At 47.7% G+C, this 18,320-nt stretch carries 15 protein-coding genes; 11 read left to right on the forward strand and 4 right to left on the reverse strand.

Translation table 11 applies throughout. The features are described 5' to 3' along the window. Positions 1-145: 145 nt before the first annotated feature. A complete protein-coding gene (locus tag KNP98_RS06785; RefSeq protein WP_088838085.1) occupies positions 146-1,591 on the reverse strand; it encodes an alanine/glycine:cation symporter family protein in 1,446 nt (481 codons plus the stop codon). A 584-nt stretch (positions 1,592-2,175) separates the two neighbouring features. Next, positions 2,176-4,632 (reverse strand): CoA-disulfide reductase, encoded by a 2,457-nt coding sequence (locus KNP98_RS06790; RefSeq protein ID WP_214810967.1) that lies wholly within the window; start codon positions 4,630-4,632, stop codon positions 2,176-2,178. A 205-nt stretch (positions 4,633-4,837) separates the two neighbouring features. On the opposite strand from KNP98_RS06790, the gene KNP98_RS06795 reads away from it, so the two are divergent. The 9 genes from KNP98_RS06795 to KNP98_RS06835 all read left to right on the forward strand — a co-directional run bounded on the left by KNP98_RS06795 (position 4,838) and on the right by KNP98_RS06835 (position 13,714). Next, positions 4,838-5,371 carry a type III secretion system chaperone family protein gene (locus KNP98_RS06795; protein ID WP_088838088.1) on the forward strand — a complete coding sequence of 178 codons (534 nt, stop codon included), beginning with the start codon at positions 4,838-4,840 and terminating at the stop codon, positions 5,369-5,371. 154 nt (positions 5,372-5,525) lie between these two features. Next, entirely contained in the window at positions 5,526-6,710 is a 1,185-nt protein-coding gene (locus KNP98_RS06800; protein WP_214810970.1) for a hypothetical protein, read from the forward strand. Positions 6,711-6,734: 24 nt separating this feature from the next. After that, on the forward strand, positions 6,735-7,655 hold the full coding sequence (locus tag KNP98_RS06805) for an NAD-dependent epimerase/dehydratase family protein (RefSeq protein WP_214766422.1): 921 nt from the start codon (positions 6,735-6,737) through the stop codon (positions 7,653-7,655). After that, positions 7,634-8,497, forward strand: coding sequence for a lysylphosphatidylglycerol synthase domain-containing protein (locus tag KNP98_RS06810; protein WP_088838094.1), 864 nt, complete (start codon positions 7,634-7,636; stop codon positions 8,495-8,497). Before KNP98_RS06805 ends, KNP98_RS06810 begins: the two co-directional genes overlap by 22 nt. Further along, positions 8,494-9,927 (forward strand): alkaline phosphatase family protein, encoded by a 1,434-nt coding sequence (locus KNP98_RS06815; protein WP_214810973.1) that lies wholly within the window; start codon positions 8,494-8,496, stop codon positions 9,925-9,927. Before KNP98_RS06810 ends, KNP98_RS06815 begins: the two co-directional genes overlap by 4 nt. Beyond that, a complete protein-coding gene (locus KNP98_RS06820; protein WP_088838097.1) occupies positions 9,924-10,655 on the forward strand; it encodes a glycosyltransferase family 2 protein in 732 nt (243 codons plus the stop codon). The genes KNP98_RS06815 and KNP98_RS06820 overlap by 4 nt, the downstream gene beginning before the upstream one ends. Further along, positions 10,652-11,392, forward strand: coding sequence for a hypothetical protein (locus KNP98_RS06825; protein WP_088838098.1), 741 nt, complete (start codon positions 10,652-10,654; stop codon positions 11,390-11,392). Before KNP98_RS06820 ends, KNP98_RS06825 begins: the two co-directional genes overlap by 4 nt. A 16-nt stretch (positions 11,393-11,408) precedes the next feature. Continuing rightward, the gene (locus tag KNP98_RS06830) at positions 11,409-12,326 is read left to right on the forward strand and encodes an FTR1 family iron permease (RefSeq protein ID WP_214802207.1); all 918 of its coding nucleotides are present in this window, start codon (positions 11,409-11,411) and stop codon (positions 12,324-12,326) included. Beyond that, complete coding sequence (locus KNP98_RS06835; RefSeq protein ID WP_214802211.1) at positions 12,323-13,714, forward strand: hypothetical protein; 1,392 nt, start codon at positions 12,323-12,325, stop codon at positions 13,712-13,714. Before KNP98_RS06830 ends, KNP98_RS06835 begins: the two co-directional genes overlap by 4 nt. A gap of 439 nt (positions 13,715-14,153) precedes the next feature. On the opposite strand, the gene KNP98_RS06840 is transcribed toward KNP98_RS06835, so the two are convergent. Both KNP98_RS06840 and KNP98_RS06845 read right to left on the reverse strand, forming a co-directional pair. Further along, on the reverse strand, positions 14,154-14,714 hold the full coding sequence (locus tag KNP98_RS06840) for a GNAT family N-acetyltransferase (RefSeq protein ID WP_214810975.1): 561 nt from the start codon (positions 14,712-14,714) through the stop codon (positions 14,154-14,156). Between the two features lie 72 nt (positions 14,715-14,786). After that, positions 14,787-15,404, reverse strand: a complete 618-nt coding sequence (locus tag KNP98_RS06845; RefSeq protein WP_088838108.1) for a YitT family protein — start codon at positions 15,402-15,404, stop codon at positions 14,787-14,789. Between the two features lie 421 nt (positions 15,405-15,825). Here KNP98_RS06845 and KNP98_RS06850 point away from each other — a divergent pair, with 421 nt between their 5' ends. Both KNP98_RS06850 and KNP98_RS06855 read left to right on the forward strand, forming a co-directional pair. Continuing rightward, the gene (locus tag KNP98_RS06850; RefSeq protein ID WP_214810977.1) at positions 15,826-17,178 is read left to right on the forward strand and encodes an FAD-dependent oxidoreductase; all 1,353 of its coding nucleotides are present in this window, start codon (positions 15,826-15,828) and stop codon (positions 17,176-17,178) included. Positions 17,179-17,405: 227 nt separating this feature from the next. Next, positions 17,406-18,290: an SDR family oxidoreductase gene (locus KNP98_RS06855; protein ID WP_088838112.1), complete on the forward strand. Its 885-nt coding sequence runs from the start codon at positions 17,406-17,408 to the stop codon at positions 18,288-18,290. Positions 18,291-18,320: the final 30 nt, after the last annotated feature.

Genomic DNA, 18,320 nt, shown 5'->3' on the forward strand with positions numbered 1-18,320 from the left:
TTTAATAGCTATTCCCATTTTTTCGATGCTTTAGTAATTTTTTTAGAATCTGCGTACTAAAAAGCAACGAAAAAAAACGCTCTCACCTTCTGATAGCACGTTGTCTACATGCAAAAAGAACCAGCAAAATGCCGGTTCTTTTTGATTAAATCGCTTTTTCTTTTGATTCGTCCGTTTCCCACGCCTCAAGAGATTCTTTACCTGGTAAGTTCGGAATCGAATTCGCATAAAAGCGCGGATCTTTTCCGGATTTTCGTTGTTCGAGGTAATCATCAAGTGCGAGTTTCGCGATTTTAGATAAGCGGAAAATCGCATACAAGTTGACGACTGCCATCAAGCCCATGAAAATATCAGCAAGCGCCCAGACAAGACCTGCCGTCTGTACGACTGAACCGAAGACAATCATCCCGAGTACGATGACACGGTAAGCCATCATCAGTGTTTTATTGTCATTAATGAAGCTGATGTTCGATTCACCGTAATAATAGTTTCCGATGATTGAACTAAATGCGAACAAGAAGATCGCAAGTGCCATGAACGTCGTCGCAAACACTCCGACCTGAGTCGAGAGTGCGTTTTGCGCGAGTTCGATCCCGGCAACTGCTTTTCCGTTCGCGTCTTTCGTCGCGACATCACTAACGAGGATGATCATCGCTGTTGACGAACAAATGAGTAACGTATCAACAAATACACCGAATGATTGAATCAAACCTTGCTTGACGGGGTGTGACACTTCAGCCGTCGCAGCAGCATTCGGAGCAGAACCCATACCGGCTTCATTCGAGAACAGACCACGACGAATTCCGTTAAGAACTGCAGCACCAATTGCTCCGCCAGCAAGCGTCTTGAACTCTAAAAGTCCCTCTTGGAAAATCAAGCCGAAGACGTTCGGCAACAATTCAAGATTCGTAATCATAATGAAGAGGGCGATTAAAATGTATCCGCCCGCCATGATCGGAACAAGGAATGCAGAGACCGTTGCAATACTACGTACTCCACCGAAAATCACGAGTGATGTTAATAAAACGAGTGCAATCGTGATCCACATCTTATCGATGCCATACTGACTTTGAAGTGACAATGAAATCGTATTCGATTGAACCGAGTTAAAGACAAACCCGAACGAGATTGTAATCAAGATACTGAAGACGATTCCGAGCCACCGTTGGCCAAGCGCTTTTTCCATGTAGTAGGCAGGGCCCCCACGCCATGCCTTCTCATCACGGACTTTATAAATTTGAGCAAGTGTACTTTCGACGAATGCTGACGCTGAACCGATCAAGGCAATCAGCCACATCCAAAAGACGGCACCGGGTCCACCTAGTGCGATGGCTGTCGCAACACCGGCAATGTTCCCGGTCCCGACACGTGCAGCCGTACTGATCGCGAACGCTTGGAATGGTGAGACGCCATCCTTTCCTTTATCTGTTCCCTGGAACAGTAACCGTAACATTTCAGGTAACATCCGGAATTGGACGAATCCCATGCGAATCGTAAAATAAATGCCTAAGCCAACAAGTAAGATGATCAGGACGCTCGACCATAATACATCACTAATATTCGTTACGATATCCATCAGTTGTTTCTCCATACAGGCTCCCCCACTTCTCTCTTATGTAACATTTCTTCACATGTGTTCTATAATACGAAAGTTTTTTTGAAAAATCAAATACAGTTGTATCAGTCAACTTCTGATTACGAGGCATTTCTATCCATTTCCTCACATTAGATGTGAGGTTTTTTGTTTACGAACAAAAAAAGAACGGCCTCACTCAAAAGGAGGGACGGCTACCAATTAAACGGAATCAGGACTTTTTCATGCGTGTCCCAAATACACACTAAGCCATCGTGAAAAAGAAGCATTTACATCGAAATGGCCGATGATTCCGTGGAAGTGGAATCATCGGCCATTTCGATTAACGGAGGACGGAAACGTTTATCCTCAACTCCTATGGGAAAAGGAAACGTGATTCGCGTTTCCGTCAGGAAGAGGTAAGACCCGGCATGACCGCATGAAATGCGGGCTGCCGCGGCTTACCTTCCGCCCAAGGAAAGTGAGGATGGCGGAAACGTCCGTCACAAGGATGGATGTTCATCTGAATTAGTCACCCCCTCCATCTTTAGACAAACACTTAGAGCCCCTCCACTTTTCGCGGAAGGGCTCTTTTCGATTCTTTAGATGAATAGATTTAAGTTGGCATCGTCTGTCGCACCAAGATAACTTGCGACCCCACCATAATCGATATCATCTAACAATTCTTCTTTTTTAATCCCCATGATGTCCATCGACATCGTACACGCAATCATCCGGACGCCTGCTGCTTGCGCTTTTGCCATCATCGTCTCTAGCGCATCGACTTGTTTGTCCTTCATGACTTTTTTCATCATTTTTTGACCGGCGCCTGCCATGTTCATGTTGGATAATGGAAGATCACCGGCATGTTTCGGCATCATCATCCCCATCATGCGTTCCATCGGTGCTTTGTCGACGGCTGGTGCATCCGGCTTACGAATGACATTCAGTCCCCAGAACGTGAAGAACATCGTGACTTGTTTGCCCATCGCTTGTGCACCTTGTGCGATGACGAATGACGCAAGTGCTTTATCAAGATCACCACTGAAGACGACCATCGTCGCGTCATCTGCTTTTGCGACAGGTGCCGTTGTCACGTGTTGCTCCGTTTGTCCTTGCCCTTTTTCAAGTAAAACTTCGACAATTCCCTGATTCATTTCTGCCGTATGGACGGTATGTCCGAGCTTTGTTGCCCATGCCTGGACGTCCGGTAAGAAACCAGGATCCGATGCTTTAATGAAGACTTGGTCTCCGTCCTGCAGTTGATCAATCTTTGTTTTTAATTCAACGATTGGTCCCGGGCACTGTAATCCACATGTATCGAGCAGCGTGATTTGCTCTGCTTTCACGGCTTGTTTCGGCTCACTTTTAATCGTCGTCACTGCTGTTTCCTCCCGTGCTTGGTTTCGCGCTTCTTGATCGCGATTGACCGTCGCCCATGTTTTATATCCGCCACTCAAATTCTTCACGTCGAAGCCGTTTTGTTTGAGGAGCTGACTTGCGACATATCCCCGTAATCCGACTTGGCATGTCACGTAGATCGGCTGATCCTTCGGTAGCTCGTCGAGGGACGTGCGAAGCGTCGGTAATGAGATATTGACCGAGCCCGGAATCGAACCGAGTTCATTTTCAGACGGTTCACGGACATCGAGTAACAATCCGCCGGCTGCGACGATTTGATCAATTTCATGCCAATGGACGTTTTCGCTGTCCCCTAACACGATATTCGAAGCGATGTATCCTGCCATGTTGACGGGATCTTTCGCCGAGCTATACGGTGGTGCGTATGATAATTCAAGGTCTGGCAAGTCGAGGACCGTTAATCCACCTTTGATTGCCGTCGCTAAGACATCAATCCGTTTTTCGACACCCGTCATCCCAATCGCTTGCGCGCCGTAAATCGTTCCGTCAATCGGATCAAACAAGAGTTTCATTGAGATTGGACTGGCACCCGGATAATAACCGGCGTGCGAACCCGGATGGAGATGAACCGCTTCATAGCGGCGACCAGACTGTTTCAACCGTTTTTCGTTATTTCCGGTCGAAGCGACCGTCATATCGAATACTTTTGCGACGGCTGTACCGAGCGCACCTGTATATTTAACGTCGCGTCCGGCGATGATGTCTGCAACGAGACGCCCTTGACGATTCGCCGGCCACGCGAGTGGAACGTGCATCGCCTCTCCTGTCACGTAATCTTTCACTTCGATGGCGTCACCAATCGCAAAGATCGATGGATCAGATGTCCGTAACGTGTCATCGACTTTGATTGTATTCTTGATTCCCAACTCAAGTTTTGCTTCCGCCGCAAGGTTACTTTCCGGCATGACACCAATCGACAAGATGTTCATTTCCGTTTCAATCGTCTTGCCGCTCGTCAAGACAACACGTCTCCCTGCCTCTTCAAAGCGGGCGACACCATCCGATAAAATCAACTCGACCCCTTTTGCGCGTAGATGTTCATGGACGATGGCTGCCATTTCCGGATCGACCGGTGCCATGACTTGATCCATCATTTCAACCAATGTGACTTTCGCACCACGTTCGACCAAGTTTTCTGCCATTTCGAGTCCAATGAACCCCCCACCGATGACGACGGCACGTGCGGGACGGTTCTCATCGACATATTGACGCATCCGGTCCGTATCCGGAATGTTACGTAACGTAAAGATGTTCGTCGCTTCTTCGATACCAGGAATTGATGGACGCATCGGTTTTGCTCCTGGTGAAAGAATTAAGTTGTCATATGACTCCTCATATTCTTCACCTGTATCGACTTTACGGATTGTGACCGTTTTTTGTTCACGATTGATTTGAATCGCTTCCGACAGATTCCGAACATCCAAGTTAAACCGGGCATGCATCCCCTCAGGTGTTTGGACGAGTAGCTTGTTCCGGTCTTTGATGACATCCCCGATATAGTACGGTAATCCACAGTTCGCGAACGAAATCTCTTTTCCACGTTCTAACAAAATGATTTCCGCCGTTTCATCCAACCGGCGTAATCGTGCTGCAGCGGTCGCTCCACCTGCTACTCCACCAACAATGATTGTTTTCATGTCTGTTTTCCTCCTAAATCGAATCGTACTCTCTATGCTTTACAATATACCCATTAAGGTATGTGGTTTCAAGTAGTTTGCTCTACATTTCACATACTTGTCTTATTTTCAAACTGTTTCTTCTTTAAATGATAACGGACATTAGTTGCAATTCCTCTTAAAATGCTTGAAACTGAGATTACAGTATCTATAAGGGGGATTTAAAATGGACCAGGACCGTAACTCGAACGAAACGAATGAGGACAACAAGGTCACACCGCTTCACCCAGAACGTAATCAAGAAGGAACAAACGAAAACGGGGTAACGGAAGTTCAACAACAACACTTGGAAGCATTCCAAGCGTTCTTAGTCGAAAAAGGCATTCCAATGGAAGCACGTGAAAATGAAACACACGTTTTCTTTATGACACAAGAAAAAACACCAGCTGGCGCTGAGCCGATGATGATGATCGTCTTCAGTAAAACGACGACGGACGTTGAGTTATTCGCTCGTACCGTTACGCACGTTCCAGACGGTGTCGAAGATCTTCCTATCTTAAACGCAATCAATGACTTCAACCAAGAGTTCAAGTACTTCCGCGTCGTCCTCGATAGCGATCGCGACGTAACGATTGCTTCAACAATCGACTTAGATCACGGCTTCAACCCGGCTGCCATCTTCGGCCACTCGGTCATGATGTTCCAAGCTTCTGACGAAGTGTACGCGTATTTAACGAAATTGTATGACCAAATTCAATAATTTATATTTTTAAAAAATGGCTCCGGAGTTCTCTCTGGAGCCATTTTTTTATTTTAAGTTCAATTGACAATGAGAATTATTCTCGTTATAGTGAGAATTGTGAAAACGACATCATTTTGTAGATAATTTTATTTTTCCTGGGGGAATGAGACAGATGAAAAAACGATTTAAAGTAGCGTCACTCTTTATGGTAGCCGGATTACTCGCAGCTTGCGGAACGGATGAAAAAGAAACAACGACAGCTCCAAAAGAAGACAAAACGGAGCAAACGTCTGATAAAAATACGAATGCCGGAATCGCCGCAACGACATTAACGGATGAATTGACAATCTTCAGCTCAATCAAGACAGAACTCGATAAAGCGAAAGAAGGACAAGCCATCGACTGGAAGATGGTCCAGACGAGTTATGAATCGAAGTTAAAAGGTGGCGTCGCAACTGCCGCTCCTGAAATCGAACAAGTCGTCACTTCTGCCCTCGCAGGCGTCGAATCAAAGGATTTGGATGAGAACATTGCCCGTCAGCTTGTCGATAAAGGACTTCAGTCTTACTTCTATAAACTCCAAAAATCAATGCAAGCAACAGCAGAAGAAGCAGTCGTGGCCGGAAAAACGGATGACGCCATGGCGACGTTAGGAAATATCAAAAACATGGCGGAAACTGTCTTCATCCCGACAGCCGAAAAGCGCGATGCGAGTTATGACTTCAAAAACGAAGAAGCCATCGCACAAGCGATCACGTCCGGTCTCGCAGCACAAGAAGACGCCATCTCGGCTGAAAACGTCGCTGACTTTAAAGTCGCAAAACAGTTGACGGATAAGTCGATTTACCGTTCATTCTATCTCGCAGCACTCGGTTATGCACAAAAAATCGAGGATGGCGCTAAATCCGGTGCCGACGAACAAGAGTTACAAATGGAACAAGCAGAAGGCTACGGATTCTTACTCGCAATCGAGGAATCACTTGCCGGTGGCGATGAAGCCGCCGTTGCAAAACTAAAAGAACAATACGACTTCTCAAAAACAAAACCAGCAGACGTCTCTTATGAAGAGATCGAAGGACTCTTCGCCAAAGCATTGACGAAGAAAGTCGTCGGTTACCATGAAGAAGCAATGGAAGCACTCGAAGCGAAAGATGTCGATACAGCACGTGTCGAAGCGATGGAAGCAAACATGTTCGTCATCGCGATGAAGCCGACCCTCGAAAATCGTCTCGGTAAAGAAGAGGCAGACGCTGTTCTTGCTGACGCTAACACATGGTACGATCTCATCGAAAAAAATGACGCAGAAGCGGAAACGGTGAGCAAAAAAATCGTCGATGCGCTCGATACGTTCAACTAAGCAAGACGATTGGAGGAACTTCCTTTGAACATCGGAATTACGGGTGGCGCTGGCTTCATCGGTGCTGCACTTGCAACTCGTTTGCGTACTAGTGGTCATACCGTATCGATCATCGATGCCTTCACCGATTATTATGCAAGCGACTTGAAACGCGAACGGGCAGCGGAGCTGACACGACTTGGCGTAAACATCTGTGAAGCAGATGTCCACGTCGAACTCGATGCCTGGTGTTCATCCGGTCAATTCGATGCCCTGTTCCATCTTGCTGCTTTACCTGGCGTTCCCGGATCTTTACGTGAGCCGCATCGCTACATCAAAGAAGATATCGATATGACGGTGACCGTCCTTGAAGCGGCAAAACAACATCAGATTCAGCAAGTCTTGTTTGCCTCTTCTTCTTCGGTTTACGGGGAGCAGACAGGTGCGTTGAGCGAACAGCAGGCGACCGGTCAAGTCGTCAGTCCATACGCCGCGGCAAAGTATAGTGCCGAGACGTTCTGTAATGCCTATCAAAACCTATATGGATTACAGGTTACGATCTTCCGCTTCTTTACGGTCTACGGACCATCCGGGCGCCCGGATATGGCGCTTTACCGCTTCATCGAACAAGCGCTTCGTGGTCAAGAACTTGTCGTGTTCGGTGACCCGGTACGCGACTTCACGTACATCGATGACATTACACGCGGGATGGAACAAGCACTTCAAGCGCGCGCAATCGGGACTTATAATTTAGGGGCGAATCGACCGGAGTCGGTCCGAACGATTGCCAGGTCCCTCAGTGAGCGATACGGTGTTCCGGTAACGTTCACCGAGCAAAGAGAAGGAGATGTCTCGATGACATGGAGTAATACGGAAGCTGCACGACAAGCATTCGACTACACGCCCTCCGTTACCTTGAATGAAGGACTCGAGCGGATGATTACATGGCATCTCGGGCGCATGTAATCCGTACAACCGCAAGCGTCCTCTTGACGCTTGCGGTTGTTTTTTTATTAATTCGGTTCGTGCTCGAGTTACCTGTCCTCTATGATTACTTGCGCACCCTTTCACGCTCTTACTGGACGCTACTCGCAAGCTTGTTGTATGCAGGTGCTTTTTATGTCCGCGCTGTCGCCTGGCGCGTGGCTGATCAGCGGCAGGCACCCTTGCCAATCTATTTGACGAGCCTCTATCTCGGCCTTGCCGTCAATCACTTGTCACCCGTCAAACTCGGCGAAGGTGTTCGCCTGCTGACGGCACGTGCCATCGCTAGTCCCTTAAAACGGACAACGGCAATCCTTGTCGCACAGCGCGGCATTGATTTGGTCGTCCTCGGACTCTTCGTCTCGCTCGGCTTGCTCGCGACGAAAACAGCTCTTCCTGCAGGTATCGCGATTGTGCTCGGTGTACTCGCCTTAGTCGTCGTCCGCCCTTTTTTACGGACGATGTACGCATTAATCGGGTATGGCACACTCGCTTGGTGTTTGGAAGCGGGCGCCGTTTACTGCTTATTCTTAGGCGTGAACGCTGTCCTTCCCTTCCCCCTCGTCTTAATCGCGATGAGTGCCGGTGTCTTGTCCGGAATTGCTCAATTCACCCCCGGTGGTCTCGGCACGTATGAGCTCGCCATGGGAACGGTTCTACAGACGGCAGGCGTCGACCATCCTTATGAACTTGCCTTGATGACGCACACGTTCAAATATGCGTTCGCCTTCATCGCACCTTTGTATTTTTTGGTCAGACATCACCGTAGTGTCACATTACTGTTTCGCCAATTCAAGAATCAACAGAAAGGAGGATCTTCATGAAAAGTGCTTCACGTTTTGAAAAAGTCGCAGCCCGTATGTGGAATCTGTTGAATGAAGGAAAACCATTCACCCCGATTTTTACAATCGGTGTCTTCCTCAGCTACTGCCTTTTGTTCCAACAGACACTGAGCGGTGCCGGCTTCGGATTTTTAGTGACGTTGCCTTTATTCGTACTGTACTGGAAATTTGATTTCCCGCTGTTCCTTCGTAATTATTTATGGATGCCCGTCATCGTCTGGTTATTCCTTGAAGGAACGGATACACGGCTCCTGCCACTATTCGCTTACGGAGCAGGTCTTTATTTCTTCTTCACGATTTTCTTCTGGGGAACGATTTATTACCATTTACGGATTGGAACGGACTGGCTCAACTTCACGCGTTTTTGGAAACTCGTCCTCAAGAACAGTGACTCGACGAGTGGTAACGCGCAAGAACAACTACCGAAAGTCGCACTCTTACTTGCCTACTGGCAAACAGCGTCAATCAATCCGACCTTTGACTGGTCGTACGTCTTGTTCCCTGCCGGATTGTTACTATTTGCTTGGATTCTCCACCATTATCTCTTCGACTGGAAACCGAAACTTCCGACTGAGCCGACAAAAGACGTCAGCTTGCCGACTTCAGACAAAGTCTACGTCTTGATTGTCGACGGGATGCGAAAAGACCGATACATGGCTGCGAACACTCCGTTTCTCGAGCGATTGCGTCAAGAAGGAACGGAATATACGAATATGGAAACCGTCTACCCGGCCCGGACAGTCGTCTGCTTCAGCTCGATGTTCACGGGAGCACGTCCGGAAGATCACGGAATTCGTTCCAACATGGTCTGGAATACGACCGGTGTCAAAACGGATACCGTCTTCGACCGGTTGCGTGCCGTCAATAAATCCGGCAAGATTCTCGGGATTGCCCACCTCGTCGATGCGTTCGGTTCGACCGACGTCAGTACCGTGACAGCCGTCATGCATAATGATGTCGCCGACCGCAACATCATCGAACGGGCCAAGCAAATCGTTCACGAAGAAGATCCGGATTTGCTTGCAATCCAATTAATCGGAACGGATCAAACCGGTCATAGTCGCGGGACGCTCTACTCGGAATATATTCAAAAAATCGAGGAAGCCGATGCGCTACTCGCAGAGTTTTGTGAAGAACTCGATCGTCTCGGTAAGTTAGACGATGCGACACTGATCGTCATGGCCGATCATGGTCAAGCCGACGGGATCGGCGGGCATGGTCACCTCGACGAAGGAGAACGTTTCGTCCCATTTTGGATGTATGGCAAACACATTCATGCTGGTCGCAAGGTCGATACACACCGGCATATCCTGTCGCTTGGACCAACGATTACGAAGTTGCTTGGTGCCGATATCCCGCACGACAGTCGTGGCGTATTGTTGACGGAAGCTTTTAAGGAGGAACGCTCATGAAGAAAATCGTCGTCTTCCTTCCGGCTCACAATGAAGAAACCTCTCTCCCACTCGTCTTAAAACGAATCCCGGATGAGATTGACGGAATCCCCGTCGAAACGATTGTCATCGATGATGGATCGACCGATGCTACATCGACCGTCGCAACCCTGAACGGTGCTCAAGTCTACCGGTTCGAACAAAATCGTGGTCTTGGCGCTGCGGTCCGCGAAGGATTGTATCGCGCTTATGACCATGATGCGACCGTCGCCGTGATGATTGATGCGGACAACGAGTACCCGGCCGATCAAATTCCGGACGTCGTTCGACCGATCTTAGCGAACGATGCGGATTATGTCTTCGGATCACGATTCCTCGGGACGATTGACGGAATGCGCCTCTATCGCTATATTGGGAATCACGTCTTTACGTGGCTTCAATGTGTTTTACTGAAACGAAAAATTCATGACGGACAAAGCGGGATGCGTGCTTTCTCACGCGCTGCTTGCAAACACGCGGAAATCATCCACGATTACAACTACGCGCAAGTCTTGACGTTGAACCTCGTTCGTAAAGGATTCCGTCTGAAAGAAGTACCGATTCGTTACCGGGTACGTGAATCAGGAAAATCTTTTATCCGCTTGAACTATATTCAACGTGTGGTCCCTGCCATTTACAAAGAGTGGCGTCGACCAATCGTTGCACTACCGATTGAAGAACGTTTTGAACGAAAGGAGCATCTCGGATGATAAAACGTTTAGTCCTTCCGGTCGTTGTTTTCTTCTGTCTCCTCGCGACTCCTTTATCGGCGTTTGCTTACAGCTATGGTGACCCGGGCAAAGAAGCTTTTGCGGAAGCTTACAAACAATTTGAGGAACAGCTCGATCAAAAAGATTATGCACTTGCGAAGGAAACGATTGACGCGTATGATAAAGAATTTAAACTTTACTTCCCTGAAGCGAAGGAAAAAATTGATGCTGCGTTAGCGGAAGAAGACGCAGAGAATGCCAAACAGGCGTATCGCGTTGCCTTACGTCAAAACATCGAACGTCGTCTTCATTTTGCGGATGAGCAGTTCGAAGACTTCGGACAGGCGAAGCTGTTACTTGCGAAAGCACGCGGCACATATGATGTACTTGCTCCTTATGTCAAAGAAAGCACAGATGCAAAAACGTCCGATGCATTGTATACTGCGTTTGACGATGCACTTACTGCGCTCGGGAACCCCGGACTGTTCGGAGTCGGGAAAAAAGCGAGTGATAAAGAAACATTTGATCAAAACATTGCATTAATCGAAGATACAATTACACCACTATTCGTTTTACCCGGAGAAGAAAAAACCGGTTTATTTGAAGAAGAGGATTCGATTTTCGGACAATCCTTCGGAACAGATGAGATTTGGAAAACGATTGCGATTGGTCTTGTCATCGTTCTAATCGTCATCGTCATCATCGGTCAACGAAAAAAGAAACGTCAACATCACTGATTAGGGAGGAAGGACGATGGATTTTCAAGCGTTTTTAATTACGCTTCGTGAATGTCTCGAAGCTGTCTTGATCGTCGGTTTGATTCTCGGCTATCTCGATCGACTCAACGCACCGCAATATAAAAAATGGGTCTATGCCGGAGTCGGACTTGCGCTGCTCGCGAGCCTCGGTGTCGCCTTTTTATTCCAAGTCGTCTTTACGAGTTTCGCAAGCTTCGGTAGCGACACGTACTTGCGTCTTGGTATTATGATGATCTCCGTCATCTTACTGACACACATGGTGCTCTGGATGGGGAAAGAGGCGAAAGAAAACCAACAGGCCTCGCAGGCAAAAGTCGCGGCGGCGGTCTCGACAGGCAGTGCCATCACGATGATCATCCATTCGTTCCTCGTCATCGTCCGAGAAGGCATCGAGACGGTTTTCTTCTTCGCTGCCATTTCCGGCGGTGAAATCGAGAAAGTCTTGACGAGTTATGGTGCCGTGTCTGGTCTCTTGCTCGCACTCATTTTCGGTTACCTGTTCGTTTCCGGAACGATGAAGATTCCAGTCAAACGTTTCTTCCAAGTGACAGGCATCCTGATTCTGTTTATTGCTGCCGGCATGCTCGTCCAAACGATTGGACGTTTCCAAGACCTTGGACTGCTCGGAAGCCTGTTGACGAACGCCGATGGAACACCGGCAGCCTTGTATAACATCGTCGGGTTTATGCCGGAACACTACATCGACCAAATTCAATATTTGCGCGATACAGGCAATCCGACATTAATCAGCGGACAAATCGGTACGTTTATGGGTGCGATGTTCGGCTACAGCCATAATCCATCACTTGAGCAAGTGATCGCCTGGTGGGGCTACTTCGCGTTTGCCGGTTTCATGCTGATGCGTCAAAATCGAACACCAAAAGCAGCCAAAAACCTTCAGGAGGTTTCTTGACCGTTCGGAGCGATCGTCTACTTGGACGATCGCTTTTTTTCACGCTCTGTTTCGCCATCTCACTATTGCTGGGTGTTCATCTTTATCTGGTCAGCCCGTTTGTCGCAAGCTACGACATCGCCAACTTTACGTTAGCGGTTGGACAGTATGATTTGGCGAATTTGCAGCCACATTTTCCGGGGTACCCGTTTTTCATCTTACTCGCGACAGGTCTCACACGACTCGGGCTTGAACCCGTCCGTGCGCTTGGCATCGTCTCGACGCTTGGCTTCACGAGCGGACTGATTCCGTTATATTTGCTGTTAAAACGTCAGTCGTTTGATACGGCACGTTTACTAGCTGCTTTCACTGTCATCTCGGTTGCTTCACTCGTCGTCATCTCTGCGACCGGGATGTCGGACGGTCTTGCACTTGGTGTCCTCTGTTGGTTCATGTGGAGTGTCGAACGTGCTCGGCACGGTCATTTCCGTCTTTTGCCGTACCTCTTATTCGGACTGTTGATGGCAACACGATTATCCTATGCGCCGTTCGGAATCGTGTTACTCTTTTTACTTTGGCAAACCCGAAAAGACTACTGGCAACTCCTGTCCGAACTGGCGACGTTACTCCTGGCACAACTTGCCTGGCTGTTACCGGTCGCCTTCTCGGTCGGGGGACCCGCGTCCTTCGCTCAATTGTCACTCAGTTTCGTGACGGGTCACTTTTCGGACTGGGGCGGTACGGCACAAACGGACGAAGCCTCGTTGATTGAACGACTTGGATTGACACTCAAACAAATCGTTTGGCATGGTTTAGGATTTACAAGTTGGCTCGGTCTTGCTTCAGGGCTATTCTTATTCTGCCAACGAATCCGTCCGCTTCCTCTTTGGTGGAGCGTCACCGGTACTGGTTATTTCCTTTGGGTCTGGTTGGCCCAAAACATTGATAAACCACGCCATGTTTTACCTCTCGTCTTACTGCTCGTCTTCCTGCTTGTTCGCCATCTGTCAGTGCGTTGGCTCGTCCCATTTTTATGTATTCAATTGGTGATGGGAAGTATCGCCTTGTACCGCCAAGCGACAATTGAACCGGCAACTATCCAGTTGGCGGATGCCATTACCGGTTTACCGGCGTCAGCGACCATCTTTACGGATGAAGAAGACCGCCAGTTTTTGATGACACGTCCTGACGCTACGATCGTTCCGATTGGATCTGTCAGCAAATGGCGGGCGGAGCCTAAATCAGCGGAAGTTTACCTGACCGGACGATTACTCAAACAGTTGCGGGTGGCAGATGTATCGATTGAAGTGACGGAGGTTTTCCGCTTCACGAGTGACCCCCGGTTTGAACCGGAGGATGCGGAGGCGCGGTTGTACCGGTTAAACTTGAATGAAGAAGCTCCGAGATAAAAATTCTTTTTTCATTATTTTTTTCAGATGATTAGAAAATGATTGCTTCTTAACCTATTAGTTGAAGTAAACGTAAAAAATCACTCTTTTCCACGCGCTTTCCTCAGGCGAGACACAAGCCAGTTTTCCTGCCTCCATGAGGCAGAAAATCGGGTCTTGTTTGTCTCTGACAGCGCAAGTCGTCTTGCGCTTTTTCCTGTAGGAGTCGCGTGAAGCGAGTGATTTTTTGATTTCAGATTCTTGATGGATGGATTTTAACAGCTTAACAAAACGTCGTTGAGAAGCAGACAAGACGAAGACTCCTGCGGGAAAAGCGGAACAGGTGAGACCCCGTAAGTCGCGCAGGCGACGCGGAGGCTCACGTTTCGCCCGCGGAAAGCGAAGTCTTGTCTGCGTATCAACGAATCTTGAAATGAATTCAAAGTACTTCACTCATCATTCAAGTTGCATACGGTCGTTCCATGTAATCAAATTGTCCGCCACTGATTTCAATCGTCTTGACCGGGACGAATCCAAGACGTCGATAGAGACGTTGCGCCCCAGCATTCGTCTGATCGGCATTTAACGTAAACGCGCGTAATCCACGCTTCTCCCCTTCGTCCGCTGCTGCCTGCAACAGCTCAGACCCGATTCCTCTTCCGCCATATGCCAGATCGACCGACAATGTATCGAGATAAAAGACGTTTCCTTCCGTCTCTTGATCAATTTGTATCTCTTGACCTGTCCACGCGAGGAGCTGACGTTTAATCGGTTCATCCAACTGCGCTGCATCCACTCCCGCATATGCGATGACGATGCCGACGACGCGCCCATCGAGCTCCTTGACGAGAATGTTCTCGTGACTTAACCGGTTTCCCGTTTGCGTCACAAACAGCGCAAGCCGTTCCAAAATCAATTCCTTCTCCTGCGTTCCGGTCAGTGTCTCGGCAATTTCATGAATCGCCTGTTCAATCAATGGTGCGATTTGATCGGCGTCTTCCGCAGTCGCTTGTCTAATCATTGGGTAGCCCCCTTCTCGTTATCTCTTTTTATCCTAAAACAAAATCCCTCCTGATGTCAGGAAGGATTTTATTTATTTCAGTTGTGGCGCTGGTCTAACTACTGGTACAGTAACCGGTTCGCGTGTCATGACTGAGACGACGCGTCCCGCGATGGCAACTGCAAGTAACGTATAAAGCGTCAAACTGACTGGCAAGTAGACGAGTGAAATGACAAGAACAATTGCATCGAGACTAAATAAAATCGTCCCGATCGATAAACCTGTCACTTTGCTAAGGCCCATTGATAAAAGGTCGTCACCACCGGTCGCAGCACCACTCTTCAACACAAGACCAAGTCCGTATCCCGTGATGATCCCACTCGCAATGGCGGCGATTAACGTTGCCGGCCAGGCCTGTTCCGGGAAATGGAACAAATCGAGCTGATGCCACATCTCATAAAAGAGCGATAGTGCACCTGCTGAGACAAGTGCCTCACTGACAAAGCGTTTTCCTTTAAAATAAAGTGCTCCAATAAAGAATGGAATGTCGAGCACGATCATCGAAATCGATGGATTGATGTCAAAGAAATACCGTCCTAATAAAGATAACCCGATAAATCCGCCTTCTGCTAATCCAAACTGTTCATTCAAAGTATAGTAGCCGAACGCCATAAGTAACGTTCCTGCTAAGATGGTTGCGATTCGTTTCATGTTTTATTGTCCTCTCCCGTATCTTCCATGGGAGAGGTTTTATTGTTGCCGTTTGGGTATTCATCTATTTTCGCTCTCCCTGATTTTTTTAACCATTACTGTCTTGTTTACGTAAGACCAGCGATGCTAAAAATCAGGTAAGCTAAATAGATGATCGGTCCTCTCGGTATCCATCGGTTTCCACCCTTTCATTTAGTTCTCCATCTTATTATAACCCGAACTTCAGAAACTAAAACATTTTTACGGACTTTTAACAAAAACGTTATAAGTCATTACCTTTTTGTTCACAAATTCACAATTCAGACAAAACTATGCTCAATTATGAACAAACTACTTGAAACCGACATTGTGAAGTATTACACTAAGGTTATCAAATCGAATGTGATTAATATCACAATTAAACAAAAAGGGGACTTTACTCATGAAAGTAGCAGTCATCGGTTGTACACATGCAGGAACAGCAGCAGTCAAAGAGCTTACGGCAACGAACGAAAACCTTGAAATCACAGTCTATGAACGAAACGATAACATCTCATTTCTCTCTTGCGGGATTGCCCTTCACGTCGGTGGTGTCGTTGAGCATGCCGAGTCACTCTTCTACTCTTCACCTGACGAGCTGGCTGACCTCGGAGCAACGATGCGCTTGAAACATGATGTCCTTGAAATCGATAGTACGAACCAAACGATTCTTGCGAAAAATCTTCTGACGGGTGAAACCGTTCACGATACGTACGACAAATTAATCATGACAACAGGTTCATGGCCAATCATTCCGATGTTACCGGGCATTGAACTGAATCAAATCGAACTTTGTAAAAACTACCACCATGCTCAAACCATCATCAAAAAAGCAACGGATGCCGGGCGGATTACAGTTGTCGGTGCCGGCTACATCGGTGCTGAACTCGTTGAAGCGTTTGAAGCATACGGAAAAGAAGTGACGTTCATCGACAGTGCCGACCGGATTTTAAATAAATACCTCGATCGTTCATTCACGGATATCATTGAAAGTGAATTGACAGATCGCGGCATTCAGCTCGAGTTGAACCAGACTGTTCAAAGCTTTACCGGCGTAGACGGAAACGTCACACAAGTCGTCACGGACAAAGGAACGTTCGAGACCGATCTCGTCATTCTCTGTGTCGGTTTCCGTCCGAGTACGGAGCTTTTAAAAGGACAAATCGATATGTTACCGAACGGTGCCATCATCGTCGACGACTATATGCGGACGAGTAATCCGAATATCTTTGCTGCCGGTGACAGCTGTGCCGTCTACTACAATCCGGCCCGGACACATGCCTATATTCCACTCGCGACGAACGCCGTCCGTATGGGAACGCTCGTCGGGAAAAACTTACTTGCCCCGACGATTCGTTACCAAGGGACGCAAGGGACGTCCGGTCTCCGGTTATATGACTTAAATATCGCGTCGACCGGCGTCACGGAAGATGCTGCTCCATTCTTTGGACTAGAAGTCATGAGTACAACCGTCACAGATGCGTATCGACCTGAATTTATGCCGACTGCAGAAGACGTCCAACTCAAACTTGTTTTTGAACAAAACTCTCATCGCGTCGTCGGTGCCCAAATTATTTCGAAGGTCGATTTGACGCAAGCGATGAATACGTTATCGGTCGCGATTCAAAATGAAATGACGCTTGAAGAATTGGCCTTCGTCGACTTCTTCTTCCAACCGCACTACAACAAACCGTGGAACTTACTGAATCAAGCAGCTCTACAAGGGATGAAAGAGCTGACAGCAGAACGCGTCTGATCGCTCATCCACCTTATCTTTAGTAAAAATCGGAGTTCACACCTGTGGACTCCGATTTTTTTATTCGCCCTTCGTTCGCATTCAGTTATTTGTTGCTATAGCCTTATCGAGCAGCCTTTTCGCTCTAATAAAAACTTCACTTGGTTAATAAGTTGACGTTTAAACGTGAAATGACAGGGAACATACTTCTTATGCAAATCAAACCACTACCTAGGAGGAATCAGTTCATGTCACAGTCTAAAAATCCACTTACACAACACTTCAACGATGATTTCCCAAAACAGTATCAGGAGCCACCGGCTGTCCAGGCAAAAATGGAACCCCTTCCGGATTGTGGAGAAGAAAGCTACAAAGGTTCAGGTAAACTAAAAGGTAAGAAAGCGTTGATTACAGGCGGTGATTCAGGAATCGGACGTGCTGCTGCGATTGCTTATGCCCGTGAAGGAGCAGATGTCTTCCTGAACTATCTCCCGGAAGAACAACAAGATGCAGAAGAAGTAAAAGCACTTGTCGAAGCAGCTGGTCAAAAAGCGTACTTACTCGCAGGTGATTTAAGTGACGAATCGTTCTGTCAGCAACTTGTCAAAGAGGCACATGATTCACTTGGCGGACTCGACATCCTTGCACTCGTCGCCGGAAAACAACAAGCTGTCGAGGACATCATGGATCTGTCAACAGAACAACTCCGGAAAACATATGAAATTAATGTCTTCTCGCTGTTTTGGGTCGTTAAAGCCGCTCTCCCACTTCTAAAAGAAGGCGCTTCGATCATCACGACAACTTCTGTTCAAGGATACAATCCGAGTGAGAACTTACTTGATTACGCCTCAACAAAATTTGCCATCAATGGATTCACACGCGGCCTCGCGAAACAAATTGCGCCAAAAGGCATCCGCGTTAATTCGGTCGCACCGGGTCCAATTTGGACACCACTTCAAATCTCGGGTGGTCAACCGAGCGAAAACATTCCGGAATTCGGACAAGAAACACCACTCAAACGAAGTGGTCAACCGGTCGAACTTTCGAGCGTCTATGTCTTCCTCGCGTCTGACGATGCCAGTTATGTCACGGCACAAATTTATGGTGTGACAGGCGGAATTGAACTTGCTTAATTGAATGCCAGAGTAAAAAGCGGTTTTGAT

The organism is Exiguobacterium sp. s127 (assembly GCF_018618695.1).
GTDB lineage: Bacteria > Bacillota > Bacilli > Exiguobacteriales > Exiguobacteriaceae > Exiguobacterium_A > Exiguobacterium_A oxidotolerans.